Here is a 25,048-nt window from a genome sequence, read left to right as displayed (position 1 = left end):
TTCGCGACATGACTGACAGGGGGGTGGGTCAGAGCGGATAGCCGACACCATCAGGAACGATCAGTGTGATTCCCCCTGCGGCCTCTCGGAACTCGGGTTGGACCGGAACGATCTCGCGTTCGGCCGCCCGCACGTCCTCGGGGGTGGCGCATTCGGTGAGGCCGTTGAGGTTGGCCACCGTGGGTGGCAGCATCGCCAGTTCGCCGTTCCGCCACCGCCGTATCGCCTCGTTCGGGGCCATCCAGGCGACGTGGTCGGCCTCCCCGCCGACGTCCCGGGTCTGCTGCCCCTCGGGCAGCACCGCGGCGAAGAAGCGGGTGTCGTAGCGGTGCGGCTCCACATCGGGGGTGATCCATCGGGACCACGGACGCAACAGGTCCGAACGGAGCACAAGTCCTCGCCGGTCCAGGAGTTCGGCCAGGGACAACGAACGGTCGACGAGCGCCCGGCGGTCGTCCTCCCAGTCGTCACCGCGGGTGTCGGCGACCACCTCGGTCTCGGAGGGGCCCGCCAGCAGGACCCCGGATTCCTCGAAGGTCTCGCGCACGGCGGCGCACACCAGGGCACGGGCCAGCGGCTCGTCGGCCCCGAGCGCGTGCGCCCACTCCCGGGGCGGGGGACCGGCCCAGCGGACACCGCGGTCGGAGTCGCGGGGATCCACCGATCCTCCGGGGAAGACGTACCTGCCGGGAGCGAACCGCATCGAGGAGACCCGCCGCAGCAGGTACACCTCCAGTCCGCAGACCGCCCGCCGCACCAGCAGCACGGTCGCGGCGTCCCGGGGTTCCGCGGGTGCGACGCGCCCGGCCAGGACATCCCGCATCCGGGGAGTGATCTCACCGGCGCCGAGGCGGCGGACGACCCCGCCCGCCGATCCGGCCGGGTCTCCTCCGGCGGGCGGAACCGAACTCCGGGAACGCCCCTCCTCCCCCTGCCGGCATTCCGGACGGTTCGCTGACACGGAGCACATCCTCCCCGGAGGTCGTGGGATTCTCTGGCCGGAGTCGCGTTACTCCACCTCGACGATCATCTCCACCTCGACGGGCGCGTCCAACGGCAGCACCGACACTCCCACCGCGCTGCGCGCGTGCCTTCCGGCCTCGCCGAACACCTCACCCAGCAGTTCGCTGACCCCGTTGACGACCTGGGGCTGTCCGGTGAACGAGGGATCGCTGGCCACGAACCCCACCACCTTGACCACGCGCCTGACCCGGGACAGCTCGCCCACCTCGGCCCTGACCGCGGCGATGGCGTTCAGCGCGCACACCGCGGCCAACTCCCTGGCCCGCTCGGGGGTGACGTCGGCACCCACCTTGCCGGTCTCGCTGAGCACGCCGTTCACCAACGGCACCTGTCCGGAGACGTACACGTAGGGTCCGCTGCGCACGCTCGGCAGGTAGGCGGCCACCGGCCGAGCGACCTCGGGCAGGGTGTGCCCCAGCTCGGCCAGCCGCTCCTCCGGAGTCGCCGCCGTCATTTCTTCTCACGCTTCAGGTAGGCGACCAGTTGCTGGTTGCGCGGGTCGTCCCCGATGGTGGGACCGGGGATCACCGTGACGAGCTCCCAGCCGTCGTCTCCCCAGGTGTCCAGAATCTGCTTGGTTGCGTGCGACAACAGCGGCACGGTCGCGTACTCCCACTTCGTCATGGCGCCCACCTTATAGCGCGAGTCCGTGCAACCCCATGGCAGAGTGCGCCCGGCTGTCCTCCCATGTGCCTTCGTCCCAGGTGACAGGACGGTCGGGGAGCGGTGGCGCTGCATAGACTCCGTTGCGTGAGCTCACGCGATCGCGATTGGGACGGAGTCCGCCTCCACGTCGTCACGGGCAAGGGAGGGACCGGCAAGACGACCGTGGCTGCCTCTCTGGCTCTGGCACTGGCCGCAGAGGGCGGGAAGGTGCTGCTGGTCGAGGTCGAGGGACGCCAGGGCATCGCTCCCCTCTTCGGCTGCCCGCCGCTTCCCTACGAGGAGCGCGGGGTGGCCGTCGCCTCGGGGGGCGGGACGGTCCACGCGCTGGCCGTGGACGCCGAAGCGGCGCTGCTGGAGTATCTGGAGATGTTCTACGGGCTGCGCCGGGCCGGAGAGGCTCTCAGACGATTCGGGGCGGTGGACTTCGCCACGGCGATCGCGCCGGGTGTCCGCGACGTGCTGCTGACCGGCAAGGCCACCGAGGCGGTACGCCGCCGGAGCGGGCCCGGCCGGGGGGCGCGGCGTGGCGGCCGGTCGCCCCTCGTCTACGACGCGGTGGTGCTGGACGCCCCGCCGACCGGCCGCGTCGCGCGGTTCCTGAACGCCACCGCCGAGGTTGCGGGGCTGGCGCGGGTGGGGCCGGTGCGCAACCACGCCGACCAGGTCATGGAGGTCATCCGCTCCCCCGAAACGGTGGTGCACTTCGTGACGCTTCTGGAGGAGATGCCGGTCCAGGAGTGCCTGGACGGGATCGCGGAGGTGCGCGGTGTGGGACTGAACGTGGGAGGCATTCTGGTGAACATGGTGCGTCCCCCGCTGCTGGAACCCGCCGTGCTGGCCGCGGCAGCCGAGGGTGCGGTCGATGTCGGCGCGCTGGCGCGCGGTCTCGAGGCCGCGGGGCTGCCCGGGCACGAGCGGCTCGCCCGGGAACTCTCCGGCGAGGTGGTGGAGCACGCACGCCACATGCGGATGGAGGCCGGGGCACGGGACCGGCTGGCCGGGGCCGGACGGCCGTGCTACGACGTCGCCTTTCTGGACGGCGGCGTGGACCTGGCCGGTCTGCACCGGCTGGCCGGATCGCTGCGGGACCAGGGGGCGGTGTGAACGGCGGCCAGAGCTCAGCCTTCGACGTGGACGCGCTTCTCGACGACGGTGACACCCGAATCGTCGTGTGCTGCGGCTCCGGTGGCGTCGGCAAGACCACGATGGCCGCGGCGCTGGCGCTGCGCGCCGCCGAACGCGGTCGGCACGCCGTGGTGATCACCGTGGACCCGGCACGCCGACTCGCCCAGTCGCTGGGGCTGACCGAGCTGGACAACACGCCGCGACCGGTCCCGACCGCCACGGACGGCGGCGGGTCGCTGCACGCCATGATGCTCGACATGAAGCGCACCTTCGACGAGACGGTGGAGGCGCACGCCGACCCCGAACGGGCCGCGCAGATTCTGGGCAACCCCTTCTACCAGTCCCTGTCCTCCAGCTTCTCGGGCACCCAGGAGTACATGGCGATGGAGAAGCTGGGGCAGTTGCGGCGTTCCGGCGAGTGGGACCTGATCGTCGTGGACACTCCTCCGAGCCGTTCCGCGCTCGACTTCCTGGACGCGCCGAAGCGGCTCGGCAGGTTTCTGGACGGGCGGCTCATCAGGTTCCTGAGCGCTCCGGCCCGAGGCGGGGCACTGCGCCTGCTCGGTGCGGGGATCGGTCTGGTCACCGGTGTGATCACCAAGGTCCTGGGGGCGCAGCTCCTCAGGGACGTGCAGTCTTTCGTGGGCGCGTTCGACGCAGTGTTCGGTGGGTTCCAGGAGCGGGCCGACCAGACCTACCGACTGCTGCAGGCGAGGGGCACAGCGTTCGTCGTGGTGGCCGTGCCGGAGAACGACGCGCTGCGCGAGGCGTCGTACTTCGTGGAACGGCTCTCCGCCGAGCGGATGCCGTTGGCCGGTCTGGTCCTCAACCGCACCCAGCGCGTACTCGCCCCGGGACTCTCGGCCGAGCGCGGGACCGCGGCGGCGGAGACGCTGGAGGAATCCGGTGACCATCCGCTCGCCGCCGCAGCCCTGCGGCTGCACGCCGAACGTGTGCGGCGCCGGCACCGGGAACTGCGCCTGCGGGACTCCTTCGCGGCAGCACACCCCGGGATCGGCATGGTGGAGGTTCCGGCCCGCCCGGAGGACGTCCACGATCTCGCCGCGCTCCGGGAGATCGGGCGGGCGCTCGGCGACGGCCGCGCTCCGGGCTGATGGGGCTGTGTCGGCGCTCTGAGCGGCTGTTCCGACGGGCGCCCCTCCGGTGGTGCGCGAGACGCCGCGTCCCGTCCGCGCGCCCACCGAAAGGGACAAGCCCGCCCAGTGTCCTCCCGATGCCCCAGGCGGGCCTACCCTGCGGGGCCGATCGGCCCCTGCTGCCGGACGGCTCGTCCACGGCCTCCTCCGGTGCCGCCCCGAGAACCGCCCTCCAAGGGTTTCGGGACGGCCGCCGTCGAGGCCGCGAGACGCCCACGGGTTTCCTCCCTACCCGTGGACCTCAACCGGTGACGAGCTCGTCTCTGGTGGTCTCGACGCGCTGGTACCGCTGCCGCGCGTCCTCCAGCAGCGCGCGCCACGACGTCACCTCGGGTCGGCGCCGCAGCAGCGCCCTGCGTTCGCGCTCGGTCATCCCTCCCCAGACTCCGAACTCGATGCGGTTGTCCAACGCGTCAGCCAGGCATTCCGTACGGACAGGACATCCTCGGCAGATGAGTTTGGCCCGGTTCTGCGCGGCTCCCTGAACGAACAGCGAGTCGGGGTCGATCTCCCGACACGCGGCTCGCGCAGCCCAGTCTGTGCTCCACATGTGCCCCACTCCCAAGATCATCATGTGTTGTGCTTTGGCGGATCGAGCCGACGGGCGCGGACGTCGGCGGGCGGAACAACAGGGACGGTGTCTGCGGGCACACCGGATTGGCTCAGGGGGTGACGGGGTGCGGGGCCCGTAGGTGATGTACCGTCTCTTGTGTCTCCGCTGGTAAAGAAATTACGGTTCACTGCCTGCGGCCAACAGTCCCCATTGGGCCCATTTCTGATATAGCCCAGGTGGACCATTAAAGACTTGAAAACTAGTCACCCCCTGACTACAGAGAGTGACAAAACGCTAGTCGACGGTGTTCTCCGCCCAAGTCCCTGATCATGGAAAGATAGGGCACAGGGCTCGCAGTTCGAACATGGCCGAAACAGACGGCCCCGCGAGGCCCACGGCGGTTCACCGCCGTTTTCTCCGCTTCCGCACGTAATCTGGACGGGTGGGTCAAGGGACATTGCTGCAGAAACTCGGTCAGTTGTTCGGGGTCGCGGTCGCGGCCGGTGTGCTGGTGGCCGCGCTTGTCGCCCCCCTGCTCGGCGGCATCGGCATCACCGCTCGCAACGTCGCGACCGGCTTCCTCAACATGCCCAGCGAACTGGAGACCCCACCTCCACCGGAACGCTCGATCATCTACGACGTCGAGGGCGGGGTGATCGCGGAGGTGTACGACCAGAACCGGGAACTGGTCGAACTCGACGAGATCGCGCCGATCATGCAGGAGGCGATCATCGCCATCGAGGACAGCCGGTTCTACGAACACGGCGGCCTCGACGTCATGGGCACCTTCCGGGCCGCGCTGCGCACCATCGCCGGACGCACCCAGGGCGGCTCCTCCATCACCCAGCAGTACGTGAAGAACGTGCTGATCGAGAGTGCCACGAGCCAGGCCGAGCAGGAGGAGGCCCGCGAGACGACCCTGGGCCGCAAGGTCCGCGAACTGCGCTACGCCGTCGCCCTCGAACAGCAGATGACCAAGGACGAGATCCTCGAGGGCTACCTCAACATCGCCTACTTCGGTGACGGCGCCTACGGCGCGGAGTCCGCGGCCCAGCACTTCTTCAGCGTCAGCGCCAGCGAACTGACCCTCGGCCAGGCGGCCACCCTGGCCGGCCTGGTCCGCTACCCCGAGCTCTACAACCCGCGGCTCAACCCCGACCAGGCCCAGGACCGCCGCGACGTGGTGCTCGACCGCATGGTGGACACGGGGGTGATCACCAGGGAGGAGGCCGAGGAGGCCAAGACCGAGGAGCTGGGACTCGACATCACCATGCCCAGCAACGGGTGCGTGCCCAGCAAGCAGCCGTTCTTCTGCGACTACGTGATCCAGGAGATCGAGAAGAACGAGATGTTCGGCGAGACCGAGACCGAACGCGCCCGCTGGCTGCGCACCGCGGGGCTGGAGATCCACACCACGCTCGACCCGGACATGCAGGCGGCCGGGCAGAAGGCCGTGGACAAGTGGGTGCCGCGCGAGAACAAGTCCCGCAAGGTCGCCGCCGAGGTCTTCCTGGAACCGGGCACCGGAGCGATCCGTGTGATGGCGCAGAGCCGCAACTACGGCCCCGACGAGAGCAAGATCGGCGAGACCTCCATCAACTTCACGGCCAACGCCGACCGCGGCGGCAGCACGGGATTCCAGGCCGGATCGACGTTCAAGGCCATCACCCTGGCCGCCGCGCTGGACGAGGGACTGCCCTACAGCACGTCCTTCACCACAGGCAGCACGATCACCGTCACCGGCCAGAAGTCCTGCGACGGCGCTCCCCTCTCCGACTGGACCGTCAGCAACTCCAGCGAGAGCGGCAGCGCCGCGACGCACAACATGGTGTCGGGCACCAAGGGGTCGGTGAACACCTACTTCGCGCGACTGCAGAAGCGCGTCGGGCTGTGCGACGTGATCAGGATGGCCGAGAACCTCGGTGTCACCCGCGCCGACGGCCAGAGCTACGACAACCCCCACACCCAGGGAAACAACTCCTTCACCCTGGGCAGTGAAGAGGTCTCCCCGCTGAACGTGGCCGGAGCGTACGCGACGTTCGCCTCGCGGGGCGTCTACTGCAAGCCCCAGGCGATCACCAGGATCGTGGACCACCAGTCGGGGCGGACCATCGAGATCGAACCGGAGTGCGAGCGCCGCCTCTCCAAGGACGTCGCCGACGGCGTGAACTACCTGCTCCAGCAGACCTTCAGGGGCGGCACCGCCTCGGGTCTGAGCATCGGACGGCCGGTGGCGGGCAAGACCGGCACCACCGACAACTCGGCGAGCGCCTGGTTCGCCGGCTACACCCCGAACCTGGCCGGCGCGGTGTTCGTCGGCGACCCGCGCGGCCCGAACCAGTACCCGCTGCGCAACGTCACGCTCGGCGGACGCTACTACTCGGTGGTCTACGGTGCGACCATCCCGGGACCGATCTGGCGGGACACCATGGTGGAAGCGGTGAAGAAGCTGGACGAGAAGAGCTTCGCGAAGGCTCCCTCGAAGTTCGGCTCCACCAGCGAACCCGCTCCGCCGCAGCGGAACGACGACGCCGACGCGAACCCCGCCGCCCACCAGGGCGGCGTGCCCGACGTCGTCGGGTTGGGCCGGGGCGAGGCGGTGGCCGAGATCCAGGCGGCCGGCTACCAGGCGAACGTGTCCGACCTGAGGCTGCCCTCCGACCAACCGGAGGGCACGGTGGCCGTGGTCGAGCCGGGAGCGGGCTCCCGACTGCCCGAGGGGTCGGTCGTCAACGTCTTCCTGAGCCGCGGCCCCTCCGGCGGGGGCGGAGGCGGCGGTGGATTCCCCGGAGGCGACTGGGGCCTGCCCGGTTTCGACAGCGAATGGGGCATGTTCTAGTCCGTACTTCCCCAGACCGAAACCGCACGGCCCCGGGACAGGCGTCCCGGGGCCGTGCGGTTTCGGTCACAGGGGGCGGCGCTCCCCCGCCACCGTCGCCTCTCCGATCAGGCCAACTGCCTGCGTACCTCGTCGGCCACGCGGCGGCCGTCGGCACGTCCGGAAGTTTTGGGAGTGAGGATCTTCATGACCTTCCCCATGCCCTTGACGTCGCTCACCCCGGCCTCCGCGATCGCCTCACGGACCAGCGCGGCCAACTCCTCGTCGCTCAACTGCGCGGGCAGGTAGGAAGCCAGCACCTCCCCTTCGGCCCGCTCGTCGGCGGCCTTGTCGGAGCGGCCCCCCTGCTCGAACGCCTCGGCGGCCTCGCGGCGCTTCTTCGCCTCCCGGGTGATCACCTTGATGACGTCGTCGTCGCTGAGCTCGCGAGCGGACTCACCCGCCACCTCCTCGTTGGAGATCGCGGTGAGCACCATGCGCAGGGTCCGGGTCCGCACCCGGTCCCGTGCCTTCATGGCGCTGGTGAGATCGGCTTGCAGGCGGGTCTTGAGTTCGGCCATGGAAAGGATCATAGAGTTCTCGCGCCACAAGCCCCGAAGGGTTTTCTCCGGTGTCGCCCACCTCGGCGGTGTGACCGTATCGCCGCCACCGCGACACACCGCTGCGTCTGCTCCCTTGTCCACATTTTTCATGTGACCGGAACCAGGCGTTGCCGGAATCTGACACCATCGTCACATGACAGGTTCGGCAGTGATGAACAGGGCGGGCAGGATACTGCGCGGAGTCGGCAGGGCCGTGGCCGTCACGGGAGCCGTCGGCGTCGCCGGATTCGCGTACGCCTCCGTGGTGGAGCGCAACTGGTTCCGGTTGCGCCGCTACGAGATACCGGTGCTCGCTCCGGGCAGCGACCGCCTGCGGGTGCTCCACCTGTCCGACGCGCACCTGACCCCGGGCCGCCGCATGCTCATCGACTGGATCCGCGGACTGGACGCACACGATCCCGACCTCGTGGTCAACACCGGCGACTCACTGGCCCACCCCGAAGCGGTGGAACCGTTCCTGGAGGCGTTGGGACCACTGCTGGACCGACCGGGCCTGTTCGTCTACGGCTCCAACGACCTGTTCTCCCCGCAACTGAAGAATCCGGTCCGCTACCTGTGGCGCAGCAGCAAAGCCGACTACAACAAGCGCAGGATCCCCGACCTGCCGTGGCGGGAGCTCGGGGCGGCCATGAGCGGGGCGGGCTGGCTGGACCTCAACAACCGCCGGGGAAGCGTCAAAGCCGGAAGCCTGGAGATCGCGGTGGCGGGGGTGCACGACTCCCACATCGGCCTGGACCGCTACGAAAAGGTGGCGGGTACCGCCGACTCCGCAGCCGACCTGCGCATCGGTGTCATGCACTCTCCCGAACCGCGCAACCTCGACCGGTTCACCGCGGACGGATACGAACTGCTGCTCGCCGGGCACACCCATGGCGGCCAGGTCTGTCTGCCCCTCTACGGCACCCTGGTCACCAACTGCGGCATCGACCGCGCCCGCGCCTGGGGGCTGAGCCGCAACGGTGCCTCCTGGCTGCACGTGTCGGGTGGTCTGGGCACCTCCCCCTACGCTCCGGTCCGCTTCTGCTGCCGACCCGAGGCCGCGATCCTGGACCTCGTCCCCCGTTCCTGAGACGCTTCACAGGACAGACACGAATCTGTTCAGGTCGGGCATACAACGAACAGCGAGAGATTTTGTCCAAGGCGGTGTTGGTGCGTGTGGACAAAGCGGCAGAGCAGAATGCGACAGCCGTCGGCGGAGAGGTCCGACTCGGCGGTCTGGCACTGGAGGCGCTGGGCAGGGCGCCGGTAGGGATCGCGGTGGTGCGCGGCCCCGATCACCGTCTGATCTACACCAACGCCGTCTACCAGGAAATATTCGGTCCGCGCCCGCTGGGCAGACCCTTCCCGGCGACCTTCGGCGACCTGGCCCAGTCGGGCTATGCCCTGCTGCTCGACCGCGTCATGACCACGGGCGAGCCAATAGTCCTGTCCGAGTCTCCCGTCACCGTCGACTATCCCGGCTCCGGTCGCCATGAGCGCTACTTCAATCTCAGCCTCTTCCCGGTCTCCCTGGAGGACGGGGAGCACGCCGTCATGGCGATGCTGCTGGAGGTCACCGACCGGATCAACGCCGAACAGCGCGACCTCGCCTTCCAGCGCTACGCCAGCCTGGTGCGGGCCGGAGGACCGATCGAGTGGAGCGCCTCGGCCGTCGACGGCTCCGTGGAACTGAGTCAGGGCTGGGAGAAGGTCACCGGACAGAGACCGGAGGAGTACCGGGGCTACGGGTGGCTGGACGCCGTGGCCCCCGACGACCGGCCCGCACTGGTACTGGCCTGGTCACAGGCCGTCGAGCAGGTGCCCGACCTCTTCGAGCACACCTTCCGGGTCCGGCAGCGCGACGGCACCTACCGGCACTTCCGCACCCGTGCCGTCCCGGTGCGGCAGAACGGCGTCGTGGTCGAGTGGACCGGGACCTGTACCGACGTCGAACAGCAGTGGCGGGAACAGCGCCGCAGGGACCTGTTCGCCCGCGCCTCCGCCGCCACCTCCGAAGCCACCCGGATCGACAAGATGTTCGACGCGCTGGCCCACGCGATCGTCCCGGAACTGGCCGACGCATGCTCCATCTACCTGGTTCCGGACTCCGTGACGCACCCCCTGGGGCCGAGGTTCATCTCCGAACGGATCGCCTGGGCGGTGCGTCCGGACCTCCCGAACCTGCCCTCGCACCGCAGGGAGCGCTTCGCCGCCTACGACGCGTTCGCCCGCTCGGTCCAACAGCGTCGCCCGCTGCACAGGGCGTTTCCCGCGGGACAGCCGCCGTCGGACCTCCTTCCCGCCAACACCGTGCGCTGGCTGCGCGAGACCAGGGCCAACAGCTTCGTCGTCCTGCCCCTGGTCGTCGAGGGCGCGGCAGTCGCCGTGCTGACCGCGGCCGTCTGCGGAGAGCGCGAACCGATCGACCAGGACGACGTCGACCTGCTCACCGACATACTCGACCACATAAGGCCCGCCGTCGACACCGTCGCGGAGTTCCAGCGCACCCAGCGCGTGGCCCTGGCCCTGCAGCACAGTCTCCTCGGCGAACCGCCCACAGTTCCGGGCATGTCCATCGTCGGCCGCTACCAGCCCAGCCCGGCCGCCTCCCACGTGGGAGGCGACTGGTACGACGCCTTCACGGTGGACGACTCCGTCATGCTGGCCATCGGCGACATCGCCGGACACGACCTGACCGCCGCCATCGCCATGAGCCAGTTGCGCAACATGCTCCGCGCCTTCGCCGTCGACCGTCCGCGCTCTCCCGGAGAGGTCCTGTGCCGCCTGGACAGCGCGGTGGAGAAATCCGGAGAGTACGAGGGGACCGCGACCTGCGTCCTCGCCCGCGTCGAACCGACCGGCGACGGCCACTGGCAGGTGAACTACTCCGTCGCCGGACACCCGCCGCCCCTGCTGGTCTCCTCCGACGGCGACGTCCGGTTTCTCGACAGAGCCCACGCCCCTCTCCTCGGGTTGGCCGCCAACCGCCCGAGGAGCAGTGCCGTGGAGTCGCTGCCGCCGGGCAGCACCCTGCTGCTCTACACCGACGGCCTGGTGGAGCAGCCCCGCGAATCCCTCGACCACGGCCTGGAGCGACTGGCCCGCCACTCGGCGCCACTCGCGCGCGAACCCCTCCACGAGTTCTGCGACCGACTGCTCACCCAACTCCCCACCGCCGGAAGCGACGACATCGCACTGATCGCCCTGCGCCTGTCCGCGTAACGCTGCCCCGTCGCCACGCCAGCCCTCCGAACCCGCGCGCTCCCACCTCCGGTGTTGCTCGGAGACCGCGATCCCCTTCGCGTCCGCCGTCCCTGTCCCCACACGCATAGATCTTCTCCACAGAGGCATAAATGCAGGTAGAACCCTCTTTGTCCAAGGTGGGGCAGGTACGTGTGGCTAGAACGACAGAGACCGACACAGCAGCCGTCGGCCACGAGATCCGACTCGGTGACCTGGCGCTGACAGCGTTCGACCAGGCACCGGTCGGGGTGGCGGTCACACGCGGCCCTGGCCACCGACTGGTCTACGCCAACGCCGTCTACCAGGAAATATTCGGTCCGCGCCCGCTGGGCAAACCCTTCCTGGCGACCTTCGGCGACCTGGCCCAGTCGGGCTATGCCCTGCTGCTCGACCGCGTCATGAACACGGGCGAGTCCGCGTTCCTGCCCGATGCGCCCATGACCGCCGACTACCCCGGGGGTGGACCGCGGGAGCGCTACTTCAGTGTCAGCCTCTCCTCGGTCTCCCTGGAGGACGGGGAGTCCGGGGTTCTGGTGCTGGTGTCGGAGGTCACCGACCGGGTCAACGCCGAACAGCGTGACCTCGCCTTCCAGCGCTACGCCAGCCTGGTGCGGGCCGGAGCGGTGGTGGAGTGGAGCGCCTCGGCCACCGACGGCACCGTACAGTTGAGCCGCGGCTGGGAGGAGATCACCGGACAGAAACCGGAGGAGTACCTGGGGTACGGGTGGCTGGACGCCGTGGCCCCCGACGACCGGCCCGCACTGGTACTGGCCTGGTCACAGGCGGTCGACCAGGTGCCCGACCTCTTCGAGCACACCTTCCGGGTCCGGCAGCGCGACGGCACCTACCGGCACTTCTACGCGCGTGCCGTCCCGGTACGCAAGGGCGGCGTCGTGGTCGAGTGGACGGGCTTCTGCGCCGACATCGAACAGCAGTGGCGGGAACAGCGCCGCAGGGACCTGCTCGCCCGCGCCTCCGCCGCCACCTCCGAAGCCACCCGGATCGACAACATGTTCGACGCGCTGGCCCACGCGATCGTCCCGGAACTGGCCGACACATGCACCTTCTACCTGGTTCCGGACTCCGCGCTCCGGACCGCCAGAGCCCCGTTCGTCGTCGAGCGCGTCGCCGTGGTCCAGCGGTCGCACCTCCCGGCCCCGCCGCCGCACCGCAAGGACCGCTTCTCCCCGGACAGCCTGTTCGTCCACGCTGTCCGGGAACGCCGTCCGCTGCACAAGACGTCTCTCCCGGAGGAGATACCGTCGGACTTCCTTCCGGCCGACACCGTGCGCTGGCTGCGCGAGACCAGGGTCAACAGCTTCGTCGTCCTGCCCCTGGTCGTCGAGGGCGCGGTGGCCGCCGTGCTGACCGCGACTGTCTGCGGTGACCGCGAACCGATCAGCCAGGACGACGTCGACCTGCTCACCGACATACTCGACCACGTGCGGCCCGCCGTCGACATCGCCGCGGAGTTCCAACGCACCCAGCGCGTGGCCCTGGCCCTGCAACGCAGCCTTCTCAGTCAACCGCCCACGGTTCCGGGCATGCCCGTCGTCGGCCGCTACCAGCCCAGCCCGAGCGCCGCGGAGGTGGGCGGCGACTGGTACGACGCCTTCACGGTGGACGACTCCGTCATGCTGGCTATCGGCGACGTCGCCGGACACGACCTGTCGGCCGCCATCGCCATGAGCCAGTTGCGCAACATGCTCCGCGCCTTCGCCGTCGACCGTCCGGAGAAACCTCAGGAGGCGCTGCGCCGCCTGGACAGCGCGGTGGAGAAATCCGGGGAGTACCGCGGGACGGCGACCTGCGTCCTCGCCCGCGTCGAACCGACCGGCGACGGCCACTGGCAGGTGAACTACTCCGTGGCCGGACACCTGCCGCCCCTGTTGGTCCTCCCCGACGGGAGCACCCGCTTCCTGGAGGACTCCCACGACCTCCTCCTCGGACTGAACACCGAGTACCCGCGTACCAGTGCCGTGGAGCCGCTGCCGCCGGGCAGCACCCTGCTGCTCTACACCGACGGCCTGGTGGAGCACCCCCACGAGTCCCTCGACATCGGCCTGGAGCGACTGGCCCGCCACTCGGCGCCACTCGCGCGCGAACCCCTCCACGAGTTCTGCGACCGACTGCTCACCGAACTCCCCATCACCGGAAACGACGACATCGCGCTGATCGCCCTGCGCCTGTCCTGAGCAGCGTTCGGCGCTATCCCGCACCGGGAGCGGCTGTGGTTCCCCGACCCTGTGCTCCCGCTTCCGCCGTGTCCGGAGACCACACGCTCCCGTGCGTGGTCCGTCCCCGCCCGGGGCAGGCACGCATAGATCTCCTCAGTCGAGGCATACATGCAGACAGAGCGCTGTTTGTCCCAGGAGATGGGGGGTGCCTGTGGGCAAAAGGCCACGGACAGACACGAGCAGCGGTAGCAACGTCCAACTCAGCGGCCTGACGTTGAAAGCGTTCGACCAGGCGCCGGTCGGGGTGGCGGTCACACGCGGCCCCGACCACCGACTGGTCTACACCAACGCCGTCCACCGATCCGTGTTCGGTGACAGGCCGCTGGACCAGCCCTTCCACACGGCCTTCAGCGATCTGCCCCAGCCGGGGTATGCCGTCCTGCTCGACCGGGTCATGACCACGGGCGAGCCCGCCTTTCTGCCCGACGCCCCGATCACCGCGGACTATCCCGAAACCGGCCGCCGGGAACGCTACTTCGACACCAGTTTCTCCCCGGTCCTCCTGGAGAACGGCGAGAGCGGGGTTCTGGTGCTGGTGTCGGAGGTCACCGACCAGGTCGGCATCGAACAGCGTGACCTCGCCTTCCAGCGCTACGCCAGCCTGGTGCGGGCCGGAGGACCGATCGAGTGGAGCGCCTCGGCCGTCGACGGCGCTGTGGAGTTGAACCGGGGCTGGCAGGAGGCCACCGGACAGAGACCGGAGGAGTACCGGGGCTACGGGTGGCTGGACGCCGTGGCCCCCGACGACCGGCCCGCACTGGTACTGGCCTGGTCACAGGCCGTCGAGCAGGTGCCCGACCTCTTCGAGCACACCTTCCGGGTCCGGCAGCGCGACGGCACCTACCGGCACTTCCGCACCCGTGCCGTCCCGGTGCGGCAGAACGGCGTCGTGGTCGAGTGGACCGGGACCTGTACCGACGTCGAACAGCAGTGGCGGGAACAGCGCCGCAGGGACCTGTTCGCCCGCGCCTCCGCCGCCATCGCCGACGCCACGCAGATGGACGACACACTCACCGCACTGGCCCACGTGATCGTCCCGGATCTGGCCGACGCGTGCTCCATCTACCTGATCCCCGATCCCGCGCTGCGGCCCGCCGGCGCCCCGTTCGCGGCCGAGCGCGTCGCCGTGGCCCACCGGCCGGGTCTTTCCGACCTGCCACCGCGCCGCAAGGAGATCTTCGCCCCCGACAGCGCGTTCGTTCACGCGATCCAGCAGAACCGCCCGTTCCACAGGACGTTCCCGCCGGGACGGCCGCCGCCGGGCTTTCTCCCCGCCGACAGCGTGCGGTGGTTGGCCCGGGTCGGGGCCAACAGCGTGATCGTCCTGCCCCTGGTCGTCGAGGGCGCGGCAGTCGCCGTGCTGACCGCGGCCGCCTGCGGTGACCGCGAACCGATCGACCAGAACGACGTCGACCTGCTCACCGGTCTGTTCGGCCATCTGGAACCCGCCATCGGCACCATCGCGGAGTTCCAGCGCACCCAGCGCGTGGCCCTGGCCCTGCAACGAAGTTTCCTCGGCAACCTGCCGGAGATTCCGGGCATGTCCATCGTCGGCCGCTACCAGCCCAGCCCGACCGCCTCCCACGTGGGAGGCGACTGGTACGACGCCTTCACGGTGGACGACTCCGCCATGCTGGCCATCGGCGACATCGCCGGACACGACCTGACCGCCGCCATCGCCATGAGCCAGTTGCGCAACATGCTCCGCGCCCTCACCATCGACCGTCCGGCCGAACCCCGGGACGTGCTGCGCCGCCTGGACAGCGCGGTGGAGAGATCCGGAGAGTACGAGGGGACCGCGACCTGCATCCTCGCCCGTATCGAGCAGGACGACAGCGGCCGGTGGCAGATGACCTACTCCGTGGCCGGACACCCGCCCCCACTGCTGGTCCTCCCCGACGGGAGCACCCGCTTCCTGGAGGACTCCCACGACCTCCTCCTCGGACTGGACGCCGAACACCCGCGTACCAGTGCCGTGGAGCCGCTGCCGCCGGGCAGCACCCTGCTGCTCTACACCGACGGCCTGGTGGAACACTCCGACGAGCACTTCGACGTCGGCCTGGAGCGACTGGCCCGCCACTGCGCGTCGATGGCGGACGCTCCCCTCGACGAATTCTGCGACCGTCTGCTCGCCGACCTTCCCGTCGCCGGGCACGACGACATCACGATGATCGCACTGCGCCTGAACCCGCATCACCGCCCCTCCGCCCCGGGCGCAGCCCACCAGGGTCATCGGCAGGCGATCACGCCCCCTGACCGTGGCCGCCATCCGCGGCCGGCCAAATGACGCAGACCACAAGAGTTCGGCCGTGTCTTCGGGAGGGACCCATGCGCGCAGTCCGAGTACACCGGTACGGGGAACCGCCGTCGATCGACCAGGTGCCCGGACCCGTCGTGACCGGGCCACTGGACGTGCTGGTCGAGGTGAACGCGGCGGGGGTGTGCCGCACCGACCTGCACATCGTCGAGGGCCAGTGGGCCGAGAAGAGCGGGGTTTCGCTGCCGTACACGATCGGCCACGAGAACGCCGGGACCGTCCGCGAGGTCGGCTCGGCCGTCAGCAACGTCGCCCCCGGCGACACCGTGATCCTGCATCCGCTGGTCACCTGCGGACTGTGCCGCGCGTGCCGGGCCGGCGACGACTCGCACTGCGAGAACTCCGCGTTTCCCGGCATCGACACCGACGGTGGAATGGCCGACCTGCTGCTCAGCAACGCGCGCGCGGTGGTCAAACTCGCCCCGGACCTGGCACCCGCGGATGTGGCCGCGCTCGCCGACGCCGGTCTGACCGCCTACCACGCGGTGCGCAAGGCCGTCCCGCTGCTGTACCCGGGCACGCACGCGGTGGTGATCGGGGCGGGCGGGCTCGGCCACATCGGCCTGCAGTCGCTGAAGGCGCTGACGGCCGCGGAGATCACCGTGGTGGACCGGTCCGTCGCGGCCCTGGAACTGGCGTCCCAGCTCAACGCCGACCACACGGTACGCTCCGACGGCGGCCAGGTGAACGCGGTGCTCGACATCACCTCGGGTAAGGGCGCGCACGTCGTCTTCGACTTCGTGGGCGAGAACGGCACCGAGGCCGACGGCGTGGCGATGACCCGCGACACCGGAAGCTACTTCGTCATCGGCTACGGCGGCCACGTCGACGTGCCCACGATCGACATCATCTCCCGCGAGATCAACATCGTCGGCAACCTGGTGGGCACCTACAACGACCTGGATGAGCTGATGACGCTGGCGGCGCGCGGCAGGGTCACGCTGCGCACCCGCACCTACCCCCTGGACTCGGCGCTCGACGCCCTGGCCGACCTGGACGCGGGCCGGATTCCGGGCGGCCGGGCGATCCTCGTTCCCTGACCGGTTCCGGGGGACACGGTCTCGCCCGTACCGCCATCCTCGGCCACCGTCCCGGGCCGCACGGACAAGCCCGTGTCCCCCGGCGACAACCGTTGTGCGAACACCCCTCAGTGTCCGCTAGACTGACAACGGTGCTTCGGGGTGTAGCGCAGCTTGGCAGCGCGCTTCGTTCGGGACGAAGAGGTCGTGGGTTCAAATCCCGCCACCCCGACCAGCAAGAACGCCGGTCCTTCGGGCCGGCGTTCGGCGTTGTGAGGCCTACCGGAAAGCCAGGAGACAACGCCAACCGCGCGTCCAACGCCGCCTCCTACCGCTCGGTCAACGCCCCCTTCAACTCCTCCCGCGTCCCCGGCGTGACGCGCGTGTGGGCCGCGCCGATCCCGTCCATCCGGTGACCGCGCCGCTCATGCGGCAGCACCTCCGGCGTCCGCACCTCGACCATCAACGTCTTGTGCGAATGCCGCAGCCCGTGCGCCTGTCACCGTCCCTCTGCCGCCTTCCAGAGAAGGACCCTTGGGGAAAGCGTGGCCGGAGAAGCGGAGCAAGAGGCGGACAGGCAGGTCGAACCGTTCCGACAGCCATCCTCTGTCCACAATCTGTGGAAAACACTCGATCGCCACTCCGGGTGCGGTACAACGTCCCCACGCCCAATGAGCGTCTGCGCTCCGCGATGACCGAAGCCGGACACACGGCGCGTTCTCTCGCCGAGGCCCTGGGGATCGATCCGAAGACGGTGGAACGGTGGATCAGCACCGGCCGGGTTCCCCACAGAAGCAACGCCCATACCGCAGCCCTGGTCCTGGGAAAGGATGCTGCCCACCTCTGGCCCTCGTTGAGGACGAAGACCAGGAACGGCTCGGTGACGCACGAGGAACTGGTGGCGGTCTACGCCCGCCGGTCGGACGTCCCTCTTGGGACGTGGCGTTCGATGTTCGAGCGGGCTCAGGAGGCCATCGAGGTCCTGGTCTACGCGGCGCTCTTCCTCCACGAGCAGATACCCGACTGGAACGACCTGTTACGTGCCAGGGCGGCGGCCGGATGCCGAGTCCGCGTTCTCATAGGCGCCCCGGACAGCGAGGCCGTGCGGGTGCGGGGCGGGGAGGAGCGCTTCGGACACGGCATCGAGTCGCGGTGTCGCCTGGCCCGTCTGCACTACGCCCCACTGGTCGGTGCCAAGGGAATCGAGGTGGCCCAGCACTCCACGGTCCTGTACAACTCCGTCTACCGCGCCGACGACGAACTGCTCGCCAACACCCACGTCTACGGGGCGACCGCCTACGCCAATCCCGTCTTCCACCTCCGCAACGGCCACGCCCCGGGGCTCTTCACCACCTATGCGGAGAGCTTCGACGCGGTCTGGAAGACGGCTGCCCCGATCCGGAAGCGACCGCCGTGGCCCGTACCGAGTACTACGACGATCCCGCCGCGCCCGTGCCCAACAGCACGGTCGTGGCCGCCAGTGCCGCCGTGTTCGACGCGGAGGGACGACTGCTGATGCAGCAGCGCGTCGACAACGGTCTGTGGGCACTGCCTGGAGGCGTCATGGAAGTGACCGAGAGCCTGCCCGAGACCGCCGTGCGTGAGACCCGGGAGGAGACCGGGATCGACATCGAGATCACCGGCCTGGTGGGCACCTACACCGACCCGCGGCACATCATCGCCTACGACGACGGCGAGGTCCGACGGCAGTCCAACATCTGCTTCCGGGGGCGGCCGATCGGTGGTGTCCTGACGGTCAGCAGCGAGTCCACCCTTGTGCGCTGGGTTCCGCGTGGCGAGCTCGACGCGCTGTCCATGCACCCCAAGCGTCTACGTGTCCAGCACGCACTCAGCACGGACAGGGGTCCCCCATCTCGGCTGAGGCGAACTGACCCGCTCTTGGGACCTCGTCGGTGAAAGGACGTCTTGGTCCCCTTGAGGACGTCCCGACAGGGATCACACCGGTGCCAGCGTTCCGGTTGCCTTCGGTGTCTGATACCGCGACGCAGAAGTACAGCAGCGAAGTACCGCAACCGCCCCGGGCAACCCCGGTCAACGGCATACCAGGACGGACGCGCCCGCCACACCCACTGCACTGCCCGGGCCGCGCCGCGCTTCGTTCGGGACGAAGAGGCCGCGGGTTCCAGTCCCGCCACCCCGACCAGCGAGAACATCGGTCTTCGAGACCTGCGTTCGGCGTTGTAGGGCCTGCCAGGCGGCCGGGATCCCGGCCGCGGCCGGTGCGGGACACGTGCCCGGTTGTCCGCATCCGTCGCGGTGTCGGTCGGCACGCCACCGGGGCCCGGGGTCGGTCGCTCACGCGCCCAGCGCTTTCTCCACCTCGTCCGCGATCGCCGCCACCCGGGAGTGGTCGGCCATCCGGCGGGTGAGGTACGCCAGGGCGTAGCCGTGGCGGAAGGACCACCACGCGGCGCTCCCGCCGATGCCGCCCATCCCCACCGACTCGTCGTCCCGCTGGAAGCCCAGGGTCCAGACCGTGTCCCTTCCCACGAACCCGTCGACACCACGGGCCTGGGGGGACAGGTACTCGGCGTGCAGGGCCGGTCCCAGCAGACGTGCGACCGGCCCCTCGCCGTCGGTGAGGGAGGCGTAGAACGCCCCGAGCGCGGACGCGCTCGCGTGCAGGCCCACAGCGGGAAACGACGCGCGGCGCCATGCGGTGCTGTTGAGGAAGCCCGTGTGCAGCACTCCGTGCGGCACCGTCAGGGCGCGTGCGGGCAACGAGTCCGGGTCCGCCAGGTAGTCCGCCGTCCAGTGCGGGGTTCCCACCTCCAGATCAGCGACGCGGTGCAGTGACTCCTCCGGCACACCGAACCACAGGCCGGACCCCGGCCGTTCCGGCACGGTCTCGGCGAACACCCCGGCCAACGGGACTCCGACCGCTCCGCGGACCGCGCCGTCGAGCAGGTGTCCGTAGGTGAGGGCGTGCTCGGCGACCCCCGCGCCGGGGCGGTGTTCGGGCGCGGCCGCCGCCAGGGCCGCGCGCAGGCCCGCGTCGTCGAGGGCGCCGACTCCGGCTGCGGAGGCCGGGAACGCCGGTTGGCCTGCCTGGTGGGCCAGCATCTGACGCAGTGTCGTGCGCTCCTTGCCCGCTGCCGCGTAGTCGGGCCACAGCCGCGCCACGGGAGTGTCCAGGTCCACCTTCCGACGGGCGAACGCGACGAGTGCCGCCAGTGCGGCGAGCGGCTTGCCCACGGAGAAGACGTTGACCAGGGTGTCACGGCGCCATGGTCGAGAGCGCGCCGCGTCGGTCCATCCCGCGCTCAGTCCGACCACTTCGCGTCCCCGGTGCCAGACCGACACCCCGGCCCCGGTCTCCTTGCCGGTCTCCACCAGGTCGGCCAGAACGTCGCGGACCGCGGCGAAGCGCGGCTCGACCGATCCGTCGATCGGAACGGACACGTGGACCTCCCGCCCGCTCGCCGCCCCGCGTCCTGCACGAAGGCCACCGGGTGGCCTCCGCCCTCGGGGCGGCCGGGAAGCGGCGGAGGACCGACTGTTACTCCGGACATCGCAGAGGAGTGCCGCGGGCGCGTCTGACCGGGACCACGCTACCCGGTGGAGGGGCCTGGGTCCGCGGTTTCTGGCTCGCCCCGGCTCGGGCCGGGACCGCGGACTCTCCCTCGCCCGCCTGCTCGGCGCCGCGTCCGGCCCGGCGGTCGCGGCCCCGCTCGTGAGCTGAGGCGGCCCGCCCTGACGCGGGGCTGCCCGCTGTCCGGGGCGACGCACCCCACCAGCCGGAGGGGTGGGACCCATCCCGCCCGGCGGCTGTTCCGGGCGCTCCCGGACCGGCGGGCGGCCGGCCCCTTCCACCGGGTGGGACCGGACGCCGGGGCCGCGGCTCGGCCGGGGTGCCGACCGGGGCGGACACGCCGGGCCTCCCGCCGTACTCGCCGTTCCGCGGAAGCCACCGTGGCCTCCGCCCTCGGTTCCGTCGAGAATTGACGCGGGACCGAGGGCCGCTCCGAGCCGCCGGGAAGGGGGAGGTGTCATGGACGCACGTGACTGGGATCGCCGCTACGCGGAGCGAGAACTGGTGTGGAGTGCGGAGCCGAACCGGTTCGTCGTCGAGGTGGTCGCCGGCCTGCCGCCGGGGTGGGCGTTGGACGTCGCCGCGGGTGAGGGGCGCAACGCGGTGTGGCTCGCCGAGCGGGGCTGGCAGGTCACGGCCTGCGACTTCTCCTCGGTGGCGGTGGAGCGGGGCAGGCGCATCGCCCGGGAGCGCGGTGTTCGGGTGGAATGGCTGCGCGCCGACGCCCGCGCCCCCTCGCCCCGCCCCGAGGGCTACGACCTGGTTCTCCTCTCCTACCTGCACCTGCCGCCCGCCGACTGGCGGCGCGCGCTCACCGAGGCCGTACGGTCGCTCGCGCCCGGGGGACGGCTGGTGAGTGTCGGACACGCCCTCGACAACCTCACCCGCGGTGTCGGCGGCCCGCAGATCCCGGAGATCCTGCACGTTGCGCAGGACATCGCCATGGCCGTGACCGAGATCGCCGCCGAGCAACGCGTCGCCGTGCGCGTCGAACGCGCCGAACAGGTGGACCGGGAGGTTGCCGACGAGGGGCCGCGCACCGCGGTCGACTCCCTGGTGGTTGTCCACCGCTCCGAGAGGTGAGTCGCTGGGGTGTTCCGCGGCCTCGTGCCCGGCGCGGAATGTCACCGCCGGATGCCACGATGCCGGGGGACACCGTCACCGCAGACCAGCCGAGGAGATCCCGCCATGACTCCGCAGCAGTTCATCGACGCCGCACTGTGGTTTCCCGAAGCCGTCGAGACCGAACCGTTCGGTCCCGGCACTCTGGTGTACAAGGTGGCGGGCAAGATGTTCGCGCTGCTCGGCGAGCGCAATCGGGAGGGGATTCCGTTCGTGACACTCAAGTGCGACCCCGACCTCGCCCTGGAGTTGCGCGCCGAGTTTCCCGCCGTGATCCCCGGCTACCACACCAACAAGCGGCACTGGAACACCGTCGTCCTCGACGGCACGGTTCCCGACGACGAACTGCTGGAGATGCTCCGGCACTCCTACCAGCAGGTGGTCGCGGGGATGCGCCGAGCCGACCGGGAGCGCCTGCTCGCCGTCCTGGGCGAGGACACGCCTCCGCGTTCCTGATCCCGGTGCTCCGCCACGGTCAGTCCGTGACGGGTTCCAGCGGCCACAGTCGGACCGTACCGTCCTCGCTGCCGCTGGCCAGCACGGTCCCGTCCGGAGCGAACGCCAGGGAGTTCACCAGGTTCGCGTGCCCCTCCAGGACGGTCACGGGCTCGCCGCTTCCGGCGTCCCGCAGCCGCACCGTGCCATCGGGATGACCGCTGGCCAGCACAGAGCTGTCCGGAGCGAACGCCACCGGGAAGACCTGCTGTTCGAGGTCGATGACGAGGGGGTCACCCAGCACGGGGCTGTTCACCGGGGCGTTGGAGGGAGCGGTCAGGTCCACTCCCGAGACGGCCACGACGAGCGGTCTCCAGAGCCAGACGAGCAGGACCGCCACAAGCACGACGACGGGCACCGCCACGGCCGCTCCGAGCAGCCTCTGACGTTTCCCCCTCCGATCGGGTGAGGACCGCCCGGGCGGGTCCGGTTCGGGAAGGGCACCGGCACCGTGCCGGAAGTGGTCCGGCTCTCCCGTCGCCTCGCCCTCGATCAGGTCCCCGATGTGGGGCGGCGGCCAGTCGACGCGGGCCCGATCCGCGTCGAGCCAGGCCAGGAGATCGGTTGTGGTGGGCCGCCGCTCGGGCTGGCGCGTCCAGCAGTTGTGGACCAGCCGTCGCAGGTCGTCGGAGAGTTCCGGCAGTTCTGGAGGGGGACCGATGATGCGCATCACGGTCCCGGCCATCGAGTCGGCCGCGAACGGGCACCTTCCGGTGGCGGCGAACGCCAGTACGGTGCCGAGGGAGAACACGTCACTGGCCGGTACCGCCGGACGCTCCTCCACCTGCTCGGGGGACATGTAGGCCAGGGTGCCCACCGACACGCCGCTTTCGGTGAGGGTGCTGGCGTCCAGCGGCCGGGTGACGCCGAAGTCGATGATGCGCGGCCCGTCCGCGGCCAGGATGATGTTGCCGGGTTTGAGGTCGCGGTGGACCAGGCCGGCCTCCTGGATGGCGGCCAGTCCTTCGACCAGTCCCACGGCGAGGGCGCGCACGGCGTCCCGGTCCACGGCCCCCGCTCCTGCACCGCCCGTTGCGGGGAGGGACCGGGAACGTAGGCGGTGGCCATCCACGGCGGTTCTGCGGTGGGGTCGGCGTCGACGACCTGGGCGGTGTGGAAGCCGCCCACCCGACGGGCGGCGTCGACCTCGCGGGCGAACCGGGCCCGGTACCCGACGTCGGAGGCGTATTCGGGGCGGATGACCTTGACCACCACCGGCCTGCCCCCCCGGCGACCGGGTGAGGAACACCTGCCCCATCCCGCCCGTGCTCAGACGGCCCGCCAACCGGTAGGGGCCGATCCGCTCCGGCTCTCCCGGCTGTAACGGCTCCATCGGCCCCAGCCTTCACCGAGACCGCCCGGACGGGCACTGACTGCGTCTCCGTACGGCATTACGCCAAGAGAACCCGGCTTTTCCGGCATCGGCGGCAGCCGCCGGAGGCTACGCACGACACGTGGTCACGGGGCGTCCTCGTCGAAGCGGGACAGGGCGAACCACAGGCGCATCCGCTGCTCCGGGTCGGACAGGTCGACGCCGAGGTCACGTTCGATACGGCCGATCCGGTAGCGGACGCTGTTGCGGTGCGCTCCCAGGTCGGCGGCGGCGCGATCCCAGCTTCCGTGGCGGGCCAGCCAGGCGCGCAGTGTCGCGCGCAGGGTTCGGGCGGTCTCGCCGGGGCCTGCCAGCGGCCCCAGCAGCGTCCGCGCCGCCGTGCGCGCCGCCTCCCGCTCGAACAGCGTGTCGAACGGATCCGGCGCCTCGTCGGGGAGCAGCGGACGGTCCGTCGCGTGCGCACGCACCAGGAGGGCCGCGGCCTGCCGGTCCGCCGTCGCCAGTCCGGTGCCGGAGACCGGACCGCTCACCGCCGCCAGCCAGCCGGACGCGCGCAACTCGTCCAACAGGGCCAGGTGCTCCTCCCGGCTGCCCTGGTCGGCCAGTACGGCCCGCACCGACGTGCCCGTGTCGTCGACGAGGCGGGTGCGAAACAGTGTCGGTGAGGCGGTCGGCCGCGCTCCTCGGCCCGTCCACCGCGCGTGCAGCACCCGGAACACGTCGGTTCTGTCCCCGCCGGACAGCAGGGCCCGAAGTGGCGGGAACGAGGCCGTGTCGGGCTCGGAACCGGACAACAGCAGCCGGGCCGCGAGGCGTCCAGCGTCGTCGACCACGGCCGACTGCGACCGTGACAGCAGTCCCAGCAGCGCCACGGCGGTGCCCAGAATCGCACGGTCGGTGGCGTCCAGCGGTTCCGGGCGCCCCAACAGCAGCACCGACCGTTCGCGGGTGTGCTCCCCGACCGCGTGCAGCACCACCCGATCCGGAGAGACCTGGATCTTGGCGCTGAGCGGACCGCCCGCGGCGCCCACCTTGCCGACCAGTTCTCCCGTCTCCGCGGAGAGTGTCGGCACCCGACCGGCACGGCCCAGTGGGCGGGCACCGATCAGTGTCGTCCAGCAGCCCAGCACGCTGCTGAGGGTCTCCAGCACCCCCTGCACCGGGGTGTTGCCGACCGCGGCCCTGGTCAGGGCACGACCAGCGGAGACGAACCGGCGCTGGTCCGCCAGACGCCGGTGCTCCAACTCCTCACCCACCGCCTGGCTGACCGCCACGAACGGTGTTTCACGTGGAACCAACAGCAGCGGAAGGCCGTGGACCCGGCAGCGCTCGACGAGAGCGGCGGGGACGGCGTCGTACACGGGGGTCACCCCGAACCCGAGAGCGGTGACCTCCGCTGCGAGCAGTGTCGACACGTACCGGTCGAGCGTGTCGGGATCCTCCGGCAGATTCGTTCCGGCGGTCAGCAGCAGTTCCCCGCCCAGCAGGTAGGGGGTGGGGTCAACGAGTTCGCTGACCGTGGCCCAGCGCACCCCCGCGTCGGGGGAGGCGGGCACGAGCGTGTCCAGCGCGAGATCGCGGCGGGTGAGGATCGCCCGAAGCGGCACGGTCTGGGGGTCCGGTGCGCCATCGTGGCGGAGTGCGGCAGACAAGTGGCTGTTTCGTCCAAGAACTGCGGAATGGCGGGGTGCGGCGCCCACCTGCTCGGCGCTCATCCCGAGTCTATGGTGTTCGTGGCCTTGACCTGCGTTTCCGACAGCGCGCCAAGGACCGCTCCCCAGAGTC

Annotated in this window: 21 protein-coding genes and 1 tRNA gene; 14 read left to right on the top strand and 8 right to left on the bottom strand. The window is 70.5% G+C overall.

The window, feature by feature from the left end; translation table 11 throughout:
- Positions 1 to 28: 28 nt before the first annotated feature.
- From NI17_RS21030 to NI17_RS21020, 3 genes are all read right to left on the bottom strand, one after another.
- On the bottom strand, positions 29 to 823 hold the full coding sequence (locus NI17_RS21030; RefSeq protein ID WP_068689862.1) for an NUDIX hydrolase: 795 nt from the start codon (positions 821 to 823) through the stop codon (positions 29 to 31).
- Between the two features lie 186 nt (positions 824 to 1,009).
- Positions 1,010 to 1,477, bottom strand: coding sequence for a RidA family protein (locus NI17_RS21025; protein WP_068689860.1), 468 nt, complete (start codon positions 1,475 to 1,477; stop codon positions 1,010 to 1,012).
- Positions 1,474 to 1,647, bottom strand: a complete 174-nt coding sequence (locus NI17_RS21020; protein WP_119268160.1) for a DUF4177 domain-containing protein — start codon at positions 1,645 to 1,647, stop codon at positions 1,474 to 1,476. Before NI17_RS21020 ends, NI17_RS21025 begins: the two co-directional genes overlap by 4 nt.
- Before the next feature lie 126 nt (positions 1,648 to 1,773).
- On the opposite strand from NI17_RS21020, the gene bagA reads away from it, so the two are divergent.
- Positions 1,774 to 2,793 carry an ATPase BagA gene (gene bagA / locus NI17_RS21015; RefSeq protein WP_084012507.1) on the top strand — a complete coding sequence of 340 codons (1,020 nt, stop codon included), beginning with the start codon at positions 1,774 to 1,776 and terminating at the stop codon, positions 2,791 to 2,793.
- Positions 2,790 to 3,929, top strand: coding sequence for an ATPase BagB (bagB, locus tag NI17_RS21010; protein WP_068689858.1), 1,140 nt, complete (start codon positions 2,790 to 2,792; stop codon positions 3,927 to 3,929). The genes bagA and bagB overlap by 4 nt, the downstream gene beginning before the upstream one ends.
- A 283-nt stretch (positions 3,930 to 4,212) precedes the next feature.
- On the opposite strand, the gene NI17_RS21005 is transcribed toward bagB, so the two are convergent.
- Positions 4,213 to 4,521, bottom strand: coding sequence for a WhiB family transcriptional regulator (locus NI17_RS21005; RefSeq protein WP_068689856.1), 309 nt, complete (start codon positions 4,519 to 4,521; stop codon positions 4,213 to 4,215).
- Positions 4,522 to 4,981: 460 nt separating this feature from the next.
- On the opposite strand from NI17_RS21005, the gene NI17_RS21000 reads away from it, so the two are divergent.
- The gene (locus NI17_RS21000) at positions 4,982 to 7,363 is read left to right on the top strand and encodes a penicillin-binding protein (protein ID WP_068689854.1); all 2,382 of its coding nucleotides are present in this window, start codon (positions 4,982 to 4,984) and stop codon (positions 7,361 to 7,363) included.
- 107 nt (positions 7,364 to 7,470) lie between these two features.
- Here the strand turns inward: NI17_RS21000 and NI17_RS20995 are convergent, their stop codons facing one another.
- Complete coding sequence (locus NI17_RS20995) at positions 7,471 to 7,923, bottom strand: GatB/YqeY domain-containing protein (protein ID WP_068690352.1); 453 nt, start codon at positions 7,921 to 7,923, stop codon at positions 7,471 to 7,473.
- Positions 7,924 to 8,116: 193 nt separating this feature from the next.
- On the opposite strand from NI17_RS20995, the gene NI17_RS20990 reads away from it, so the two are divergent.
- From NI17_RS20990 to NI17_RS20950, 9 genes are all read left to right on the top strand, one after another.
- Positions 8,117 to 9,034, top strand: a complete 918-nt coding sequence (locus NI17_RS20990; protein WP_068689852.1) for a metallophosphoesterase — start codon at positions 8,117 to 8,119, stop codon at positions 9,032 to 9,034.
- Positions 9,035 to 9,114: 80 nt separating this feature from the next.
- Entirely contained in the window at positions 9,115 to 11,166 is a 2,052-nt protein-coding gene (locus tag NI17_RS20985) for a SpoIIE family protein phosphatase (RefSeq protein ID WP_243597560.1), read from the top strand.
- Positions 11,167 to 11,339: 173 nt separating this feature from the next.
- Positions 11,340 to 13,382, top strand: coding sequence for a SpoIIE family protein phosphatase (locus tag NI17_RS20980; protein ID WP_243597559.1), 2,043 nt, complete (start codon positions 11,340 to 11,342; stop codon positions 13,380 to 13,382).
- Between the two features lie 187 nt (positions 13,383 to 13,569).
- Positions 13,570 to 15,711: a SpoIIE family protein phosphatase gene (locus tag NI17_RS20975; protein WP_341721506.1), complete on the top strand. Its 2,142-nt coding sequence runs from the start codon at positions 13,570 to 13,572 to the stop codon at positions 15,709 to 15,711.
- 41 nt (positions 15,712 to 15,752) lie between these two features.
- A complete protein-coding gene (locus NI17_RS20970) occupies positions 15,753 to 16,781 on the top strand; it encodes an NAD(P)-dependent alcohol dehydrogenase (protein ID WP_119268163.1) in 1,029 nt (342 codons plus the stop codon).
- A gap of 137 nt (positions 16,782 to 16,918) precedes the next feature.
- Positions 16,919 to 16,995: transfer RNA gene (locus NI17_RS20965), tRNA-Pro, on the top strand.
- A gap of 37 nt (positions 16,996 to 17,032) precedes the next feature.
- Positions 17,033 to 17,176 (top strand): hypothetical protein, encoded by a 144-nt coding sequence (locus tag NI17_RS20960; RefSeq protein WP_157129766.1) that lies wholly within the window; start codon positions 17,033 to 17,035, stop codon positions 17,174 to 17,176.
- 464 nt (positions 17,177 to 17,640) lie between these two features.
- Positions 17,641 to 18,276: a transcriptional regulator gene (locus NI17_RS20955; protein ID WP_199860115.1), complete on the top strand. Its 636-nt coding sequence runs from the start codon at positions 17,641 to 17,643 to the stop codon at positions 18,274 to 18,276.
- The gene (locus NI17_RS20950) at positions 18,174 to 18,677 is read left to right on the top strand and encodes an NUDIX hydrolase (RefSeq protein WP_068692717.1); all 504 of its coding nucleotides are present in this window, start codon (positions 18,174 to 18,176) and stop codon (positions 18,675 to 18,677) included. Before NI17_RS20955 ends, NI17_RS20950 begins: the two co-directional genes overlap by 103 nt.
- A gap of 399 nt (positions 18,678 to 19,076) precedes the next feature.
- On the opposite strand, the gene NI17_RS20945 is transcribed toward NI17_RS20950, so the two are convergent.
- Complete coding sequence (locus NI17_RS20945; protein WP_068692716.1) at positions 19,077 to 20,183, bottom strand: serine hydrolase domain-containing protein; 1,107 nt, start codon at positions 20,181 to 20,183, stop codon at positions 19,077 to 19,079.
- Between the two features lie 589 nt (positions 20,184 to 20,772).
- Between NI17_RS20945 and NI17_RS20940 the strand changes: the two genes are divergently transcribed.
- Complete coding sequence (locus NI17_RS20940; RefSeq protein WP_119268164.1) at positions 20,773 to 21,396, top strand: class I SAM-dependent methyltransferase; 624 nt, start codon at positions 20,773 to 20,775, stop codon at positions 21,394 to 21,396.
- Positions 21,397 to 21,501: 105 nt separating this feature from the next.
- Positions 21,502 to 21,891, top strand: coding sequence for an MmcQ/YjbR family DNA-binding protein (locus NI17_RS20935; RefSeq protein WP_068692714.1), 390 nt, complete (start codon positions 21,502 to 21,504; stop codon positions 21,889 to 21,891).
- Positions 21,892 to 21,910: 19 nt separating this feature from the next.
- On the opposite strand, the gene NI17_RS20930 is transcribed toward NI17_RS20935, so the two are convergent.
- Together NI17_RS20930 and NI17_RS20925 are read right to left on the bottom strand one after the other, a co-directional pair.
- Complete coding sequence (locus NI17_RS20930; protein ID WP_068692713.1) at positions 21,911 to 22,939, bottom strand: protein kinase domain-containing protein; 1,029 nt, start codon at positions 22,937 to 22,939, stop codon at positions 21,911 to 21,913.
- Between the two features lie 449 nt (positions 22,940 to 23,388).
- Positions 23,389 to 24,915, bottom strand: a complete 1,527-nt coding sequence (locus NI17_RS20925; RefSeq protein ID WP_068692712.1) for a PucR family transcriptional regulator — start codon at positions 24,913 to 24,915, stop codon at positions 23,389 to 23,391.
- Positions 24,916 to 25,048 lie beyond the last annotated feature (133 nt).

It is taken from the genome of Thermobifida halotolerans (assembly GCF_003574835.2).
In the GTDB taxonomy this organism is placed as follows: Bacteria; Actinomycetota; Actinomycetes; order Streptosporangiales; family Streptosporangiaceae; genus Thermobifida; species Thermobifida halotolerans.
This window is presented reverse-complemented; position numbering and strand designations above follow the sequence as displayed.

Bases quoted from the DNA above. Each gene is read 5' to 3' on its own strand.
- NI17_RS21025 (WP_068689860.1), bottom strand. From the start codon at position 1,477: ATGACGGCGGCGACTCCGGAGGAGCGGCTGGCCGAGCTGGGGCACACC.
- NI17_RS21005 (WP_068689856.1), bottom strand. From the start codon at position 4,521: ATGTGGAGCACAGACTGGGCTGCGCGAGCCGCGTGTCGGGAGATCGAC.
- NI17_RS21020 (WP_119268160.1), bottom strand. From the start codon at position 1,647: ATGACGAAGTGGGAGTACGCGACCGTGCCGCTGTTGTCGCACGCAACC.
- NI17_RS20990 (WP_068689852.1), top strand. From the start codon at position 8,117: ATGAACAGGGCGGGCAGGATACTGCGCGGAGTCGGCAGGGCCGTGGCC.
- NI17_RS20935 (WP_068692714.1), top strand. From the start codon at position 21,502: ATGACTCCGCAGCAGTTCATCGACGCCGCACTGTGGTTTCCCGAAGCC.
- NI17_RS20970 (WP_119268163.1), top strand. From the start codon at position 15,753: ATGCGCGCAGTCCGAGTACACCGGTACGGGGAACCGCCGTCGATCGAC.
- NI17_RS21030 (WP_068689862.1), bottom strand. From the start codon at position 823: ATGCGGGATGTCCTGGCCGGGCGCGTCGCACCCGCGGAACCCCGGGAC.
- NI17_RS20995 (WP_068690352.1), bottom strand. From the start codon at position 7,923: ATGGCCGAACTCAAGACCCGCCTGCAAGCCGATCTCACCAGCGCCATG.
- NI17_RS20940 (WP_119268164.1), top strand. From the start codon at position 20,773: ATGGACGCACGTGACTGGGATCGCCGCTACGCGGAGCGAGAACTGGTG.